General features: G+C 51.6%; 14 protein-coding genes. 7 read left to right on the forward strand and 7 right to left on the reverse strand.

The genetic code is table 11. The annotated features are described in order from the left end of the window. Positions 1 to 10: 10 nt before the first annotated feature. Genes C3F13_07795 through C3F13_07810 form a run of 4 tightly spaced genes read right to left on the reverse strand, consistent with a single transcriptional unit; the run spans position 11 to position 3,509 of the window. Positions 11 to 784, reverse strand: coding sequence for a hypothetical protein (locus C3F13_07795; protein ID PWB53798.1), 774 nt, complete (start codon positions 782 to 784; stop codon positions 11 to 13). A gap of 32 nt (positions 785 to 816) precedes the next feature. After that, the gene (locus tag C3F13_07800; GenBank protein ID PWB53799.1) at positions 817 to 1,605 is read right to left on the reverse strand and encodes an ABC transporter; all 789 of its coding nucleotides are present in this window, start codon (positions 1,603 to 1,605) and stop codon (positions 817 to 819) included. A gap of 36 nt (positions 1,606 to 1,641) precedes the next feature. Then, positions 1,642 to 2,550, reverse strand: a complete 909-nt coding sequence (locus tag C3F13_07805) for a multidrug ABC transporter ATP-binding protein (GenBank protein PWB53800.1) — start codon at positions 2,548 to 2,550, stop codon at positions 1,642 to 1,644. A 53-nt stretch (positions 2,551 to 2,603) separates the two neighbouring features. Continuing rightward, positions 2,604 to 3,509 (reverse strand): hypothetical protein, encoded by a 906-nt coding sequence (locus tag C3F13_07810; GenBank protein ID PWB53801.1) that lies wholly within the window; start codon positions 3,507 to 3,509, stop codon positions 2,604 to 2,606. Positions 3,510 to 3,676: 167 nt separating this feature from the next. Here C3F13_07810 and pdhA point away from each other — a divergent pair, with 167 nt between their 5' ends. Genes pdhA through C3F13_07830 form a run of 4 tightly spaced genes read left to right on the forward strand, consistent with a single transcriptional unit; the run spans position 3,677 to position 7,521 of the window. Then, complete coding sequence (gene pdhA, locus C3F13_07815; protein PWB53802.1) at positions 3,677 to 4,642, forward strand: pyruvate dehydrogenase (acetyl-transferring) E1 component subunit alpha; 966 nt, start codon at positions 3,677 to 3,679, stop codon at positions 4,640 to 4,642. Positions 4,643 to 4,654: 12 nt separating this feature from the next. Continuing rightward, positions 4,655 to 5,626: an alpha-ketoacid dehydrogenase subunit beta gene (locus C3F13_07820; GenBank protein PWB53803.1), complete on the forward strand. Its 972-nt coding sequence runs from the start codon at positions 4,655 to 4,657 to the stop codon at positions 5,624 to 5,626. Then, positions 5,626 to 6,894, forward strand: coding sequence for a dihydrolipoamide acyltransferase (locus tag C3F13_07825; protein ID PWB53804.1), 1,269 nt, complete (start codon positions 5,626 to 5,628; stop codon positions 6,892 to 6,894). Before C3F13_07820 ends, C3F13_07825 begins: the two co-directional genes overlap by 1 nt. Before the next feature lie 45 nt (positions 6,895 to 6,939). Beyond that, a complete protein-coding gene (locus C3F13_07830) occupies positions 6,940 to 7,521 on the forward strand; it encodes a hypothetical protein (protein PWB53805.1) in 582 nt (193 codons plus the stop codon). Between the two features lie 140 nt (positions 7,522 to 7,661). Here the strand turns inward: C3F13_07830 and C3F13_07835 are convergent, their stop codons facing one another. From C3F13_07835 to C3F13_07845, 3 genes are read right to left on the reverse strand one after another with little or no spacing between them, the layout of a single operon-like run. Then, positions 7,662 to 8,399 carry a hypothetical protein gene (locus C3F13_07835; GenBank protein PWB53806.1) on the reverse strand — a complete coding sequence of 246 codons (738 nt, stop codon included), beginning with the start codon at positions 8,397 to 8,399 and terminating at the stop codon, positions 7,662 to 7,664. A 2-nt stretch (positions 8,400 to 8,401) separates the two neighbouring features. After that, complete coding sequence (gene uppP, locus C3F13_07840; protein ID PWB53807.1) at positions 8,402 to 9,226, reverse strand: undecaprenyl-diphosphatase UppP; 825 nt, start codon at positions 9,224 to 9,226, stop codon at positions 8,402 to 8,404. Further along, the gene (locus C3F13_07845) at positions 9,223 to 10,335 is read right to left on the reverse strand and encodes a tRNA guanosine(34) transglycosylase Tgt (GenBank protein PWB53808.1); all 1,113 of its coding nucleotides are present in this window, start codon (positions 10,333 to 10,335) and stop codon (positions 9,223 to 9,225) included. The genes uppP and C3F13_07845 overlap by 4 nt, the downstream gene beginning before the upstream one ends. Positions 10,336 to 10,511: 176 nt before the next feature. Here C3F13_07845 and C3F13_07850 point away from each other — a divergent pair, with 176 nt between their 5' ends. The 3 genes from C3F13_07850 to C3F13_07860 all read left to right on the forward strand — a co-directional run bounded on the left by C3F13_07850 (position 10,512) and on the right by C3F13_07860 (position 14,809). Next, the gene (locus C3F13_07850) at positions 10,512 to 11,849 is read left to right on the forward strand and encodes an aspartate aminotransferase family protein (GenBank protein ID PWB53809.1); all 1,338 of its coding nucleotides are present in this window, start codon (positions 10,512 to 10,514) and stop codon (positions 11,847 to 11,849) included. Beyond that, positions 11,776 to 13,392: a histidine kinase gene (locus tag C3F13_07855; protein PWB53810.1), complete on the forward strand. Its 1,617-nt coding sequence runs from the start codon at positions 11,776 to 11,778 to the stop codon at positions 13,390 to 13,392. Before C3F13_07850 ends, C3F13_07855 begins: the two co-directional genes overlap by 74 nt. A gap of 76 nt (positions 13,393 to 13,468) precedes the next feature. Further along, positions 13,469 to 14,809 carry a hypothetical protein gene (locus C3F13_07860; GenBank protein ID PWB53811.1) on the forward strand — a complete coding sequence of 447 codons (1,341 nt, stop codon included), beginning with the start codon at positions 13,469 to 13,471 and terminating at the stop codon, positions 14,807 to 14,809. The last annotated feature ends 15 nt before the right edge of the window (positions 14,810 to 14,824 follow it).

Consider the following 14,824-nt stretch of genomic DNA (forward strand, 5'->3'; position numbering starts at 1 on the left):
AGCAGGTTATTTAAGGTTCCTGGAAACGGGAATCGTCCAACTCCCTTTTAAGCTTTTCTCCCTCTGTTTCTGTTGATATCTCAGGGTTGGAGCCAGCCTGGGATAGCTCGGCTGCTTCGGCAGCGCGTAACTCGGCGATCGAACGTGGACGCACCATGGACCATTTTCCACAGTAAGGGCATCGGTCAATTTTGCTCGCGCCCAGGTTGATCCACCACAGGCGCAAGCGGAAGGGTCGTCCACATTTCGGGCAGACGCCTCCGCCGCCAATTCCATACTTGCGGGGCTCACCCAGAGGTGTGGATGCCAGCTTGCCTTTGCTTAAGGCCAAAGGCAAGAAAACGGCCAGCAAAGCAATCGCCACGATTACCAGGATGAGCGGGACAATGAATTTTACCAATGCCTCACCGACATTCTTGGCAGGCACAAAGTTCACTACGATTTGATTTGAATTAATCGTAGATCCATCGGATGTATATCCAGTCGCCCTGATCGTATGCTCACCTAGTGGGTAAGAATCAGTATTGAACTGCAGGCTGAAGGGTGGCGTGTCGTCTTTACCCATCGAGGTTGTATCTATATAGAACTCGACTGATACTACATTGGCAGGTGGGTCCTTTATTTTTGCAGTAAATAACCCCTGGATGTCATTCCCAAAACCACCATAGCCCCAATCCCTGTTCAACCCCAACTGTAACTGCTCTGTGGTTTGGGCTTGAGCAAGGCTGGCGGTGCTCAATACAAGCACGCTCAAGATTAGCAGACGAATTAATAACTTTTTCATCAATTCAATCCTTCTCCAGTGTCGAAGATCGTTCACTTCCAGCGGGTAAGGATGGTCTCGCGCTGGAAGAGGCGCACGGCCAGATAAACCATCAGGATATCTACCAGAAATAATATGACACACATCACCAAGATCAAGGCGCTGTTGAGCACAAACAGGCCAGCGATCTGTCCGAAGAATATGGCCAGTAATGGCAGAATGACCACAGCGGATAATTGCTCGGCAACGCGGGGATCATTGACCCGTGAGGAAACCATGATGCTGAAATTTACCGAGAGCACAGCCATCAATGGCCCAGCAACCAGGACAGCAATCAGCCACATTGGGTCAAGCATGGCAGCCGCCAATGCGCCTCCCCCGGTGATGATCAATGAACCCACGGCAAAGATGGCGAAGCCGACCCAGGTGGCGATGACTGCTGGGATAACGGAGGCCAGGTTCTTCCCAGCCAGTAGTTCTCCGGTTGTGATGGGGGTGGCTAGCAGGGGTTCCAAACTACGGGTGGTTTTTTCTCCCACAATAGAGTAAGCGGCGATATTGACCGGGACGAAAAGCGGGATCATCATGAACATGATCATGAACTCGCTGACAATATAATATTGCATACATTGTCCAGTGGTCATGCCCTCTTTGCATAGCTTGGCGAATTGGGCAGGAAGGTCAGCTCCGGCAGCATTACTCGCTGCTCCACCCATGGAATATAGGATGATCAACGGTAATACACTCAGGAAGAGTGGTAAAAAGATCACTGAAAACAACACCATGCGTTTTTTAAATACTTCAGCCCATTCTTTGCGGATGATAATTTTTATCTTGTTCATAGGATTCTTCCGAAAAATCAGGTAAGGTTAGAAAGATCAGGCGTTCTTCACCAGCTGCAGGTAAACATCTTCAAGAGAGTGACGCAGCTCGCCGACGAATTGGATATTTACTCCGGCACCAACCAGCACCCGGATGATCTCCGGGTTGTGTGTCTCTGGATCGTCCAGGCTAACGAGCAGCTTGTTCTCGACCACCTTAGCTTCGTGCACGTAGGGTAAGGCTTTAACTAACGCAGCTATGCTTTCATTACTTTGCAGAAGGTGGAACACCACCCGTCGTCCAAATAACTGCGAGCGCAGGTTCGCGGGGGTATCCACCACAAGCAGGTGTGTCTTGAACACACCCACCCGGTCGCATAACCGGTCGGCTTCATCCAGGTTATGCGTACACAGGAAGATCGTGCGGCCTTCCTTGCGTAGATCAGAAATGAAATCATGCACCAGGCGCGATGCTTCAGGATCAAGCGCAGCCGTGGGCTCATCCAGGAACAGGATGCGTGGTTCATGCAGAAGTGCCCGAGCGATAGCCAGTTTTTGCTTCATCCCTTTTGAGAAAGTGCCGGCTTCATCGCTGCGGCGCTCCCACAACCCAAGCATACGCAAATATTTTTCCACCTGGCCTTTGGGGTCTTTAACTTCGTAAAGGCTGGCATAGATCTCCAGGTTAAACTCGGCGCTCAGGTTGTCATACATACCAGGGGTTTCGGTCAGGATACCAACGGATCGGCGAATTTCGGTGTCCTGTTGCCCAACCCGGTAGCCATTAACCACTGCACTCCCGGAGGTTGGACCGATGAGGCTGGTCAGCATCCTGACGGTGGTGGTTTTCCCTGCTCCATTCGGGCCGAGAAAACCAAACACTTCCCCTTCATCTACATGCAGGGTCAGGTTGTCGACAGCGACGGTCGTGTTGAAATTTTTTGTTAGGTTCTCAGTATTGATCATAGGGTATCGCTTTTTGGGTGATTTATCTGATTGCGTTAAAAATAGATTTTAGCTTATTGATAACGGGTGTTCTCCAGATTATCTGAGGTTTCTTCGACTGGGGTTGTGGTGATGGGAGCAGGTTCAACCGCAATAGGTGTGGGAAATACGCTGGGAGGTTCAGGTTCAGGTCGGCGTAAAACAAATATGATGGCTATATCCAGGATTGCCAGCACGCCCAAAACAGCCTCTGTGGCGTACACCCCCCATTGGTTGGCAATGATCACGGCAGATGCATCCATCACCATGTGTAAAAAGATGGCCAAGACCAACCAACCAGGCTGCTGTTGTCCAGGCCGGCGAGTAAAGACCTGCAAAACGATCACCGATGCCGCGATGTGAAATGGAATGGTGAAAGCCCGTTCTACAACACCAAGCAGGGTTGCATACCAGGGGGCACTCCAATAAGCCTGCACCGCCTGAGTAGTTGTGGCAAGCTGCTCTGGGGTTAAGTTCAGGCTGGTAAGATCGACATTCCGGTAAGCCAGCATATTGACGTATCCCAGGATGACCAGGCTACCCAGGATGATCGCTTCGATGCCCCCATGCCCGGCACCTGCCAGAACAGCTACCCGCCAGGTGCGCTGATCTTTGAGCCACCAGCAGAACATACCATAACGAGCGCATTCCTCAAACACACCTGCGCTTAAGCCAAGCAGGAGGGCAATGATCACTATTCCAGACAGACCTTGAATGGAAGATTGGATATTCTCCAGGAAAGGATTTAAAACATATTTATTGAAGGGTAAATGGAATACTTGTGAAATTACAAACGTCACCCCGCCAATCCACCAAATCTTCCAGGGTAGTTTAAACTTCTTTATCAGATACATGCCCAACAAAATGGGTATACCGATCATCAGTATCCCGTTGAGCAGGTAAGTAATCGTTAGGACATTCACGGCGAGATTATTATACAACGAACTATCCTTCTGACGTCTGCAGCCGTGAATAATGTGGATTAATGAGCTATTCACTCAAAGCAAGCATGAAGTTGATGGATAAGTTGGTATAATTTTTAATGTTCTTATAGATGCCAGGTTAGGGCATGTGTAACAACGATATTCCATGTGGGAGGGTTTGTTTAATGGATAAGCAAGAATACCTGGAATTATTTCACCAGATGATTTTAATCCGCCATGTAGAAGAGCAAGCTTCTGTGTTATATCAACAGGGCAAGATTGGCGGTTTTTTGCACCTGTACATCGGGCAGGAGGCGGTCAGCACAGGATTAATTTCTGCCCGTAAACCCCAAGACCGGGTGATCACAGCTTACCGAGATCACGGTGTGGCGATCAATTGTGGCATTCCCCCGCAGGTGGTATTGGCTGAGCTGCTGGGTAAAGCCACTGGGTGCTCGGAGGGTCGAGGTGGGTCGATGCACATGGCGGATGTGGGTAAGAATTTTTGGGGTGGGCATGCTATCGTGGGAGCTCACCTGCCGATAGCCACCGGCCTGGCCCTGGGAGACCGTTATAAGGGAAGCGATGCGGTGACCATCTGCATGTTTGGAGATGGTGCCACCAACATCGGATATTTCCACGAAGCGCTAAACCTCTCAAAAGTTTGGAACCTGTCTGTGCTATGGGTGTGTGAGAACAACCTGTATGGGATGGGCACTGCTGTCGACCGTGCTTCAGCAGTTTCAGAGATCAGCCAGAAGGCCGAGGGGTATGCGATACCCAACAGCCGGGTGGATGGTATGGATCTAATCAAGGTTCGTGAAGCAGCCGAAGAAACCATCGAGCGGGTTAGAGGGAATAAAACACCTTATTTCCTCGAAATTGAGACCTACCGCTTCCGAGGGCACTCGATGGGTGACCCTGAACGCTACCGGACATCGGAAGAAGTGAAATGCTGGCAAGATGAAGAAGACCCTATTGGGATTTACCACAAATACCTGGTGGCTAACAAGATTGCCAGTGCTGAAGAATTGGACCAGCTAGGACATGCCGGTGAACAGGAAATAAATGAGGCAGTAGCGTATGCAGAGAGCAGCCCTGAACCCCAGCCTGAAGACCTGTATAAAAACATCTACGTGGAATCGGAATAGGACAAAAATACTATGCCTAGAATAACCATGCGTGAAGCTATTTCACAAGCCCTGTGGGAAGAAATGGAACGCGATCAGGATGTTTTTATCCTGGGTGAGGAAGTAGGTGTTTGGGGTGGAAGTTATGCGGTGACGAAAGGTTTTTTTGATCACTTCGGTGCTGAACGGGTAAAAGACACACCTATCTCAGAGGCAGCTATTGTGGGTGCTGCCATCGGCGCAGCCTTAACTGGCTTGCGCCCGGTCGCCGAAATCATGACCATCAATTTCGCCTTTTCCGCCTTTGACCACATCGTAAACCAGGCAGCCAAGCTGCATTACATGTTTGCTGGGCAGATGAGGGTTCCTTTGGTGATTCGCACCGTCAGTGGTGGGGGTCGGCAGCTGGCCGCCACCCATTCGCAAACACCCGATGTGATCTTTGCCCACTTTCCTGGGTTGAAGGTGGTTGCCCCGGGTACCCCTGAGGATGCCAAGGGCTTATTGAAATCTGCTATTCGTACGGATGATCCTGTGTTGTTCATCGAGTCGGCGACTTTGTATCAGACGAGAGGAGAAGTACCAGAAGGTGAACTGCTTATCCCCATCGGGAAGTCCAAGATTCAACGAGCAGGGAAAGATGTGACCATCATCACTTATAGCAAGATGCTGGATGTCTCTCTTAAGGCGGCTGATCAGCTTGCCCAGGATGGCATTGAAGCTGAAGTTGTTGACTTAAGGACTTTACGACCGTTGGATATGGGACCAGTGCTGGATTCCTTCAAGAAAACCAACCGGGCGGTAATTGTTGAAGAAGGCTGGCGATCGTACGGGGTTGGAGCCGAGGTAGCTACCAGGATTTACGAGGAGGCTTTCGATTTCATCGATGCTCCCATCCAGCGCGTTGCACAAAAGGAAGTGCCGTTGCCATATAACCACAACCTGGAGCAGCTGGCGCTCCCGCAACTTGAAGACGTGATTAAGGCAGTCAGGGAGGTGCTCTAATGGCTCAGATCATTGGGATGCCCAAGCTCGGATTTGACATGGCGGAAGGCACACTTGTACGCTGGGTGGTTAATGAGGGCGAACAGGTGACCAAGGGTGCCGTGCTGGCAGAAATTGAAACCGACAAGGCCACCGTGGAAGTTGAAGCGGAATATTCAGGGGTCCTGCTACGCCAGCTGGTGACGCAGGGCACGGTGGTACCCGTCAATGATCCAATTGCGGTGATTGGTGAAGCCGGTGAGACCGTGGACATCGATGCGCTGCTGGGAAAACAGCCAGCTGGCCAAATCCCGGCCGAGGAGAAAAAACCGGCCGAGGGACCAGCCGAAATAAAAGCTACGGCTCCCGTTGAACCACCTTCCATAGCTTCAGGCGCTGTACGGGCTTCACCCCTGGCGCGCTCGATGGCTGGCGAATTAGGGATAGATGTACGCCTGGTGAAAGGTACCGGGCCAGCTGGTCGCGTTACCAAAAAGGATATCGAAGCATATCAAGCCAGGCCGGCGGTATCAGAAGTATCGAAAGCTCCACCAGCAATGCGCATCCCCACGCTTGCTCCGGCACCAGCTTTTATTCGTGAGACGAGGACGGTCCCTCTGCCTAAGCTACGGGCAGCCATTGGGCGCAGGATGACTGAATCGATGCAGCAGGCGCCGCATTTTTATGTTACCCACGAATATGATGTAGCTGCCCTGCTTGAACGCCGCAAGGAGATTAACGCCCTGCTTCCCGAGGATGACAAGCTCTCGGTTAATGATTTTATCGTCAGGGCTGCGGCACTCTCGCTGTTGGAGTTCCCAAACCTGAACGCTTCGCTGGACCTGAAGAACAACGCCCAGGTCTACCATGGGGAGATCAATGTTGGTGTGGCGGTGGCCATGGAGAACGGCCTGCTCACCGTGGTCAACCGCAATACCGACCAAAAAACCGTCCATCAAATATCATCGGAGCTCAAGGCAATGGTGGGTCGGGCACGGGAAGGCAAGGTACGCTCAGAAGATATCGAAGGTTCCACATTCACTGTCAGCAATATGGGGATGTACGAAGTAGAACAGTTCACCGCCATCATCAATCCACCTGAAGCAGCCATCCTGGCAATCGGTTCAGCGAAACAGGTGCCCGTGGTGGTGAACGGTGAGATCAAGGTCGGTTCGCGCATGAAGATGACCTTGTCGATCGACCACCGCATCAGTGATGGGGTAGAAGGTGCCAGGTTCTTACAGGCATTGGCTAAATACATTGAAGAACCATTGAGGTTATTGATCTGAAATCATTTCTCCAGGGTTCAATACCTCAGATCGAAGGCGAGACTCATGAAATCGTTTACGTATGATCTCGGGTATTTACAAGCGGGATTGGAATCACTCGAGGCGTACATGCTTGTGGAGGAAGTGTTTTGGCCGATTAATGCCAGCCCGGCAGAGGGTGAGCCAGAGTATCCCCGCCTGACTTTGGGTAGTATGCTCCTGGCTGAGGCAAGGCTGAAGGCCTATATCCTGTCTCAAACCCAAGAAGCAGAGCGGCAGCGTGTGCTCGCTGAATTAGAACGCGTGCGTGGTAAATGGCGGGTCAATTGGGAGAAGAAAGCCAGGCATGGCATTCGCGTCAGGTTGCACATGTGGGCAGATTACCTCGAGGAATACCGCAGCAATCCCCAGGATAATGCCAGCCGGTATCGTTATGAAGTGCGTTTGAGGGCGATGCTCGAATTACTCCAGTCAGAAAGTGGGGAAAAACAACCGGTTGAAGGCGAATTATTGACTGGATTGGATCGCTATCTGAAGGGTGAGCTCGAATCCGGGGATTTCATCTGGGAGCCTGAGGTCAGGTCCAGCTTCCCCCGTGAGGCTTACTGGTACTTGTATGGAAAATTGCCACAGGGAGTCGTGGGATAGGAAAGCCATATAACTTTTACCTGAACAATGCGCATAGGCGATTTCACTCTTGTTTAGAGAGGTAGTGAAAAATCAAAATCAAGAATCATGATGTATGTAAGCCGTGGAATGTTGGGGGAATCAGCTGTAAAAAAATATCTTTAGTGGGTACTTGACTGAAGGCAAACAAGCAGGCTACGGATGATCCCTGAAGGCTCTTCCTGGGTGACTGCCACAACCGGTTGATCCAGTGCGGCTGTAACGCCTTCCTCTAGCTGCACTTCCTGGACATCTCCTGAAACATTCGATCCATCAGATTTCAGGTATGAGGCAGGTAGGAAGCCGATGGCGCCTACCTCACCTGACACGGCTTCGAGCATGGCGGTCGGGTCGGGTGCCAGCCTGGCCTCACTGGTCAGCAGCTGATCCTGCAGCACAACCTGGTCGAAAACCCTGCGTACAGGGTCTCCCTGCGGAAGGACCCAGACCTGGATGGTTTGGATTCTACCTTCCTGCCAAGATGTCATCAGGCCCGTGAAAATTGATCTGAGTTCCTCCGCGGATAACGCGGATACCTCATTCGCCTCGTTTACAATTACGACAATCTGATCCCTACCAACTTGTGATGCATACCTCCCCGCCGTCTGCTCACTGGTGGGATCCAGTATCAGCATGATTTCATCTTGCTGAATATTTTGATCCAGTTCATTGGTTGGAAGGACAAAAAGAGCGGCAAGCGGGTTTTTTGACGCACATTCTCCGAGCTGATCTACCCATGGCTGAAGGGTTGGGAGGTAGGTTACAGTGATCGCCAGGGGTGTGGGGGCAGGCGTAGCCACCTGGAGTGGGCTGCACGCTGAGAGTACTAGAATCAGGCAGAGTATAGCCAGGTGTTTCATGCTCACAAGCGAATTATATAGACAATCACGACGAGTAGTGAAACGCAAAACGAATAAATTGCGAATATGTGTAGGGATCGCTTGGCCAGGAAGCTTAACAACCAGTGGATCGCCAGGTAACCCACCACCGCGGCTGTGATGAACCCGGCCAGCAATGTGGGCAGCTGGCCTGAAAAGTTGGGTAGCTTAAGTAAATCGAGTACTGCCAACAGCCCCGCACCGAGAAACACCGGAACAGACATCAAAAATGAGAATCGGGCTGCGGCAGGCCGGTCCAAATTACGAACCATCCCACCTGTGATGGTGGAGCCGGAGCGTGAGATTCCCGGAAAAAGCGATATGATCTGAAATAATCCGATGATTAGCGCATCTAACCAGGTAGTGTTATCAAGTTGACGGTTGCGTTTACCCACCAGCTCAGCGGTCACCAGCAGGGCTGTGGTACCAAGCAGGAAAAGACCCGCAGCCAGCGGGCTGGCGAATGCCTTCTCAATCAGGTCTTTGAAAAATAACCCGGCAATCAAGGCGGGGACGGTAGCCAGGACTAAAAACCAGCCAAGGCGTGCCATTGGATCTGCGAAAGGTTTTCGCTGGATCAAACCGCTGATCACAAGCTTGATGATCTGGAACAGGTCCTTCCAGAAGTAGGCGATGACTGCCAGAAGCGTACCCAATTGAACCAGCACATCAAAAATGAACGCATCCTGGATGGTGATTTGCCAGTTAAATAGATAAGGCATGAGCACCAGGTGGGCAGAGCTTGAAATGGGTAGGAACTCGGTCAGGCCTTGGATGATGCCAAGTAGGATGGATTGAAAGATGGTCATGTGTTTCTATCCCAGTGTTCGAGAAAATTGATGGCAAATTGCTCAAACTCACCTTCCGAGATTGCCATGCGGATATCGGCCATTAAGGTAAGCAGGATATTCAGGTTGTGGATCGTCAGGAGCGTGGCTGCCAAAATTTCTTTTGACAGCACCAGGTGCCTGACATATGCACTGGAGAAATTCCGGCAGGTATAACAGGAACACTGCTCATCGATTGGGGATTTATCGGAGACGTATTTAGCGTTGGCCAGGTTGAGCCGGCCAGTGCGGGTGATAGCCGCATGGTGACGTGCCAGGCGGGTGGGCAAGACGCAGTCGAAAATGTCCACCCCGCGCTGCACACCTGTAACCAGATCTTCCGGAGAACCCACTCCCATCAGGTAACGGGGTTTGTCTTCTGGCAAGCAGCCGTCCACCAGCTCAAGGATGGAATTGGTTTCCTGCTTGGTTTCTCCAACTGACAACCCTCCGATGGCATAACCGGGCAGATCGAGGGTAGACATGAATTCAGCCGAACACTGGCGCAGCTCGGGATATACACCTCCCTGGATGATCCCAAATAATGCCTGGTCTTGGCGGGTTTTTACCTTTATACAACGCTCAGCCCAGGCATGCGTGCGTTCCATGGCAATTCTATTTGTCTCCACATCATAAGGAGGGCCACATTCATCGAACGCCATGATGATATCTGCCCCGAGATTTTCTTGGATGGCGATGGATTTTTCAGGCGTGATGCGGTGCATAGAACCATCAATGTGACTTTTGAATGTCACCCCATGTGCGTCGATCTTGCGACTTTCAGCCAGGGAGAACACCTGGAAACCGCCAGAATCGGTGAGAATCGGACGATCCCAGTGCATAAAGGAGTGCAAACCGCCCAACTCCGCAATAAGCTCATCACCCGGTCGTAGATACAGGTGATAGGTATTGGCTAATACCAGGTTGGCGTTGAGCTCTTCCAGCTGGGCTGGAGTGACGGCTTTGACGGTTGCCTGGGTTCCGACCGGTGCAAACAAGGGTGTCTCAAGGGCACCATGTGGCGTTTGAAATAAGCCCCTGCGGGCGCGGCCGCAGCGTGCCATTATATCGAAATGAAAGCCAGTACTCATGGTGAAGCCTGATTATAACCCATCCGTATGCCCCGCCGGCTAGTGTTATAATTTTCACATCGGCTAAATCATATACATTTATTAACCTGTAGACATCAAATCGCTGGTGCCTTTCCGGCGGCTTACGATGCTATCTTGCGGGCGGGGTTTACAGGAACAAACAAGGAGAGAAAAATATGCAAATCTATGATCTTCCAGGACCAAAGGCAAAAGCCATTATTGAACGTGATTCAGCTGTAATCTCACCTTCGTATGCACGCGCTTATCCATTTGTGATGGATCATGGGAAAGGGTCGGATGTATGGGATGTGGATGGCCATCATTTTCTAGATTTTGCGGCCGGTATCGCTGTGACTGCGACCGGGCATAGCCATCCCAAAGTGGTCCAGGCCATTAAGGACCAGTCGGAGAAGTTCCTTCATATCTCAGCAGATTTTTACCATGAAGCCTGGGTCAATCTCGGTGAACGCTTGGACCAGATAGCGCCTTTTCAGGAAGATGCCGTCTCGTTCATGACGAACTCCGGCACCGAGAGCGTGGAGGCAGCCATTAAGCTGGCACGTTATCATACTGGTGCTAGCCAGTTCATCGGATTTCTGGGGGCATTCCATGGACGGACCCTGGGATCATTAAGCTTCACCGCCAGCAAGCCTATATACCATGAAGGTTTTTACCCATTGATGAACGGGGTTGTACATGTACCCTATCCTGACCCGTACCGGCCGGTATTCAATCAACGCCCGGGCGAAGATTACGGCGAGACGGTGGTGAGGTATATTGAAGAGCAGGTATTGGGAAAATTACTGCCTGCAGAAGATGTCGCAGGGTTGCTGGTCGAATCGATCCAGGGTGAAGGTGGATATATCATCCCACCTGAGGGTTTCTACCCGGCGCTGCGTGACTTATGTGATCGCCATGACATCCTGCTCATTGTAGATGAGGTTCAATCAGGCATGGGGCGTACAGGCAAGTGGTGGGCAATTGAGCACTTCGGCATTGAGCCTGATATTGTGTGCGTGGGCAAAGGCATCGCTTCAGGCATCCCACTGGGGGCCATCATCGCTCGCAAGAGCATTGTCTCGTGGCCTCTGGGCTCGCACGGCAACACTTACGGTGGAAACCCAATAGCTTGTGCAGCTGCGCTGGCAACCTTGGACCTGATTCAGGATGAATATCTGCAGAATGCCCAGGAAGTGGGCGATTATACCCTGGATGCCTTGAATGAGATTGCTGTGCGCCACCCGAGTATTGGCCAGGTACGCGGTAAAGGCCTGATGATCGGAGTGGAATTTGTCAAGAACAAGCAGAGCAAGGAACCAGCCCATGACATGAGCGAGCGGATTGTCCAGCGCGCCTTTGAGCGTGGATTGCTGACATTGGGCTGTGGGAAGAGCACCATCCGCATCTCTCCATCGCTCAATATCACCAAGAGTGAGATGGATGATGGCCTGGAAATCTTCGAAGAATCGATATCCCTGGCAGAAAAGGAATTCCAAATCTCACATGTTGCCTGATTTTCGCGTCAGACAACGCGATTATTTATTAGAAATCAGCCGTGCCCTGACCCAGGAGCTTGACCTAGATAAGCTCCTGGGACGCATTCTATACATATCGGCCGAAATGCTGGCGGGTCAGGCCGGGTTGGTCGCCTTGCGGGCCGAGAAGGGTGGCTGGAAGGTGGCCACCAGCCTGGGGATCCCGTCAAGCCTGGCACGCTACCTTGAGCCAATGTTGGCTGAAATCCCCGATAACGAAGACCCGGCACGTTTCGAGCTCCCGGAAGTCAACCGCCTGCTGCAGAACCTTGCTCGAACAGTTGGCCTGGGATTGCTCACTGGGGTTGGTTTACCCCTAATCACGCGTGAAAAGGTGATCGGTGTGATTTTTGTCTTTAGGAATTATCCAGGCATATTCTCATCCAATGATCGTGCCTTATTGCAGAGCTTCGCTAACCAGGCAGCCATCGCGGTGGACAATGCCCAGCTTTACCAGCAAGTCAGCCAGGATAAGCAACGCATGGATGCCCTGCTCGACTCGGCTGCAGATGGCATCCTGATACTGTCTGCGGGTCATATCATTACCCGCTGTAACCCGGCGTTTGCCCGCATGTTGGAAGAACCCGTCAATCACATCATTGGTAAATTACATGATGAGGTCATCAGGCTGACTTGCCGCGAGGATATGCCAACTCTGGAGGAAGCGGAAACGGGTGGCTGGCCTCTAACCCCGAATGCCACGCTGTACGTTGAGGGAGACCTGCAGCGATCATCGGGAGTGCCATTGCCGGTGGGCATCACCTATGCGCCATTGATCTCTGGAAGCGGCAGCCTGTTGAACATTATCGCTACTGTGCGTGATATCACCCGTTTCAGGGAAGCAGAGGAGCTAAAAAGCACTTTCATCTCGGTGATTAGCCACGAGCTAAAAACTCCAGTAGCTCTCATCAAGGGCTATGTGGGAACCCTGCGCCGGGAAGATGCCAATTGGGACCGGGAGGTCATCAAGGACAGCCTGGCCGTGATCGAAGAAGAAGCTGACCGACTGACCGGATTGATCGAGAATCTGCTGGATGCATCCCGATTGCAAGCTGGGGGTTTGTCGATCAAAATGGCGGATATTGACCTAAAATTGATCGCTGACCGGATTGCCAAGCGCTTTCAAACCCAATCCGACATCCACGAGATTTCTGTGGATTTTCCAGAGAATTTTCCCATTGTGAATGGCGATGAGACCCGCCTCGAGCAGGTACTTTCTAACCTGGTGTCGAACGCGATAAAATATTCACCTGAAGGTGGGGAGATCAGTATCAGTGGACAAGTAAGACCCAATAACGTGATCCTGTGTGTTAGCGATCAGGGACCTGGGGTTGCCCCGGAAGATATCCCCCACATATTTGATCGTTTTTACCGCTCATCCATTGCAAAACGGACTACGAAAGGTGCCGGATTAGGTTTATACTTGGCACGCGCAGTGGTTGAAGCGCATGGGGGCCGGATCTGGGTTGACCCGCAACCTGGCAAAGGGGCGCGCATCTGTTTTTCAATACCGCGGGGTTAGATAAAGGATATTACGACCATCCGCGAAAATTCATACCCTTCGTCGTTGAGAGGGTATTTGTTATCAGGAGTTGTGCATGCCAAAGACGCGTATTAACTGTCCAAATTGCCGCCAGCCGATCATGGCAGACATCGACCAGTTGTTTGATGTCGGCCAGGACCCGACCGCCAAGCAGAAAATCCTCTCTGGGGCTTTCAACCAGGCAGCCTGCCCCAATTGTGGCTACCGGGGAATGATTGCCACACCAATTGTCTATCACGATCCGGACAAGGAGCTGTTGCTTACCTATTTTCCACCTGAGCTAAGCTTACCAATCAATGAGCAGGAACGGATCATCGGTCCCCTGATCACCCGCATCACCAATAGCCTACCCCAGGAAAAACGGAAAGCCTACCTGCTCCAGCCACAAGCGATGTTTACCTTACAAACCATGCTGGAGCGAATCCTGGCCGCAGATGGGATCACCAAGGATATGATCCAGGCGCAACAAGACCGCATGAATTTGTTGCAGCGTCTGCTCAATGCATCGGACGAAATGCTAAAGGAAATCACGAGCAAAGAAGACGCTTTATTCGACAATGATTTCTTTAACATTCTCAACCGGTTGATCGAAGCCTCCACGGTGAACGGCGACCAGGAATCAGCCAGGCGGCTGACTGAGCTACAGAAAAAGCTATTGGGCATGACAACTTTTGGTAAGCAGGTCCAGGAACAATCAAAGGACGTTGAAGCAGCGATCCAGATGTTGCAAGCGGCAGGGAAATCGCTGACGCGTGAGAAACTACTTGAAATGGTGGTCAATGCTCCCAACGAGACACAGCTGAGCGTGCTGGTCAGCCTGGCCAGAGCTGGCATGGATTACGAGTTTTTCAAGTTACTCAGTGAGAAGATCGACCGGGCACGCGGTGATGGGCGAGAACGATTGATCAAGCTGCGTGACCAGTTACTGGATATGACCCAGGCAATCGACAAACAGATGGGAGAACGCCTGGCCCAATCGCACAAGAATCTGGCAGCCATCCTGCAGTCCAAGGATATTAAAGAGACGATGGCTCAAAATCTGACCATTGTAGATGAGTTTTTCGTCCAGGCCTTCAATGAAGAAATGGAAGCTGCCCGCAAGGCCGGCGACCTCGAGAAGATCAGCAAGCTGAAACAGGTCGAAGAGGTGGTGGATAGCGCCAGTGCTCCTCCCCCCGAGGTGGAATTGATCCAGGAGTTGCTGGAAACGGCAGCATCCGAGCAGGACCTGTTCAATAGGCTTAATGAACATCGAAAAGAGATCACCCCCGAGTTTATGGAAATTCTATCCAGCCTGGTAGCCAGGACTGATTCGGGTGAAGATGAGGAGCTTAAAGCTCGTTTGAACCGGGTTTTTAGCGCCGCTCTCCGGCTAACCATGTCGGAGAAATTATGAGGGGCAACAAAATCG

The organism is Anaerolineales bacterium (genome assembly GCA_003105035.1).
Taxonomy (GTDB): domain Bacteria; phylum Chloroflexota; class Anaerolineae; order Anaerolineales; family UBA4823; genus FEB-25.

Coding starts and splice junctions, on each gene's coding strand:
- C3F13_07850 (PWB53809.1), top strand. CDS start 10,512: ATGCAAATCTATGATCTTCCAGGACCAAAGGCAAAAGCCATTATTGAA.
- pdhA (PWB53802.1), top strand. CDS start 3,677: ATGGATAAGCAAGAATACCTGGAATTATTTCACCAGATGATTTTAATC.
- C3F13_07835 (PWB53806.1), bottom strand. CDS start 8,399: ATGAAACACCTGGCTATACTCTGCCTGATTCTAGTACTCTCAGCGTGC.
- C3F13_07805 (PWB53800.1), bottom strand. CDS start 2,550: ATGATCAATACTGAGAACCTAACAAAAAATTTCAACACGACCGTCGCT.
- C3F13_07845 (PWB53808.1), bottom strand. CDS start 10,335: ATGAGTACTGGCTTTCATTTCGATATAATGGCACGCTGCGGCCGCGCC.
- C3F13_07820 (PWB53803.1), top strand. CDS start 4,655: ATGCCTAGAATAACCATGCGTGAAGCTATTTCACAAGCCCTGTGGGAA.
- C3F13_07830 (PWB53805.1), top strand. CDS start 6,940: ATGAAATCGTTTACGTATGATCTCGGGTATTTACAAGCGGGATTGGAA.
- C3F13_07855 (PWB53810.1), top strand. CDS start 11,776: ATGATGGCCTGGAAATCTTCGAAGAATCGATATCCCTGGCAGAAAAGG.
- C3F13_07795 (PWB53798.1), bottom strand. CDS start 784: ATGAAAAAGTTATTAATTCGTCTGCTAATCTTGAGCGTGCTTGTATTG.
- uppP (PWB53807.1), bottom strand. CDS start 9,226: ATGACCATCTTTCAATCCATCCTACTTGGCATCATCCAAGGCCTGACC.
- C3F13_07825 (PWB53804.1), top strand. CDS start 5,626: ATGGCTCAGATCATTGGGATGCCCAAGCTCGGATTTGACATGGCGGAA.
- C3F13_07800 (PWB53799.1), bottom strand. CDS start 1,605: ATGAACAAGATAAAAATTATCATCCGCAAAGAATGGGCTGAAGTATTT.
- C3F13_07860 (PWB53811.1), top strand. CDS start 13,469: ATGCCAAAGACGCGTATTAACTGTCCAAATTGCCGCCAGCCGATCATG.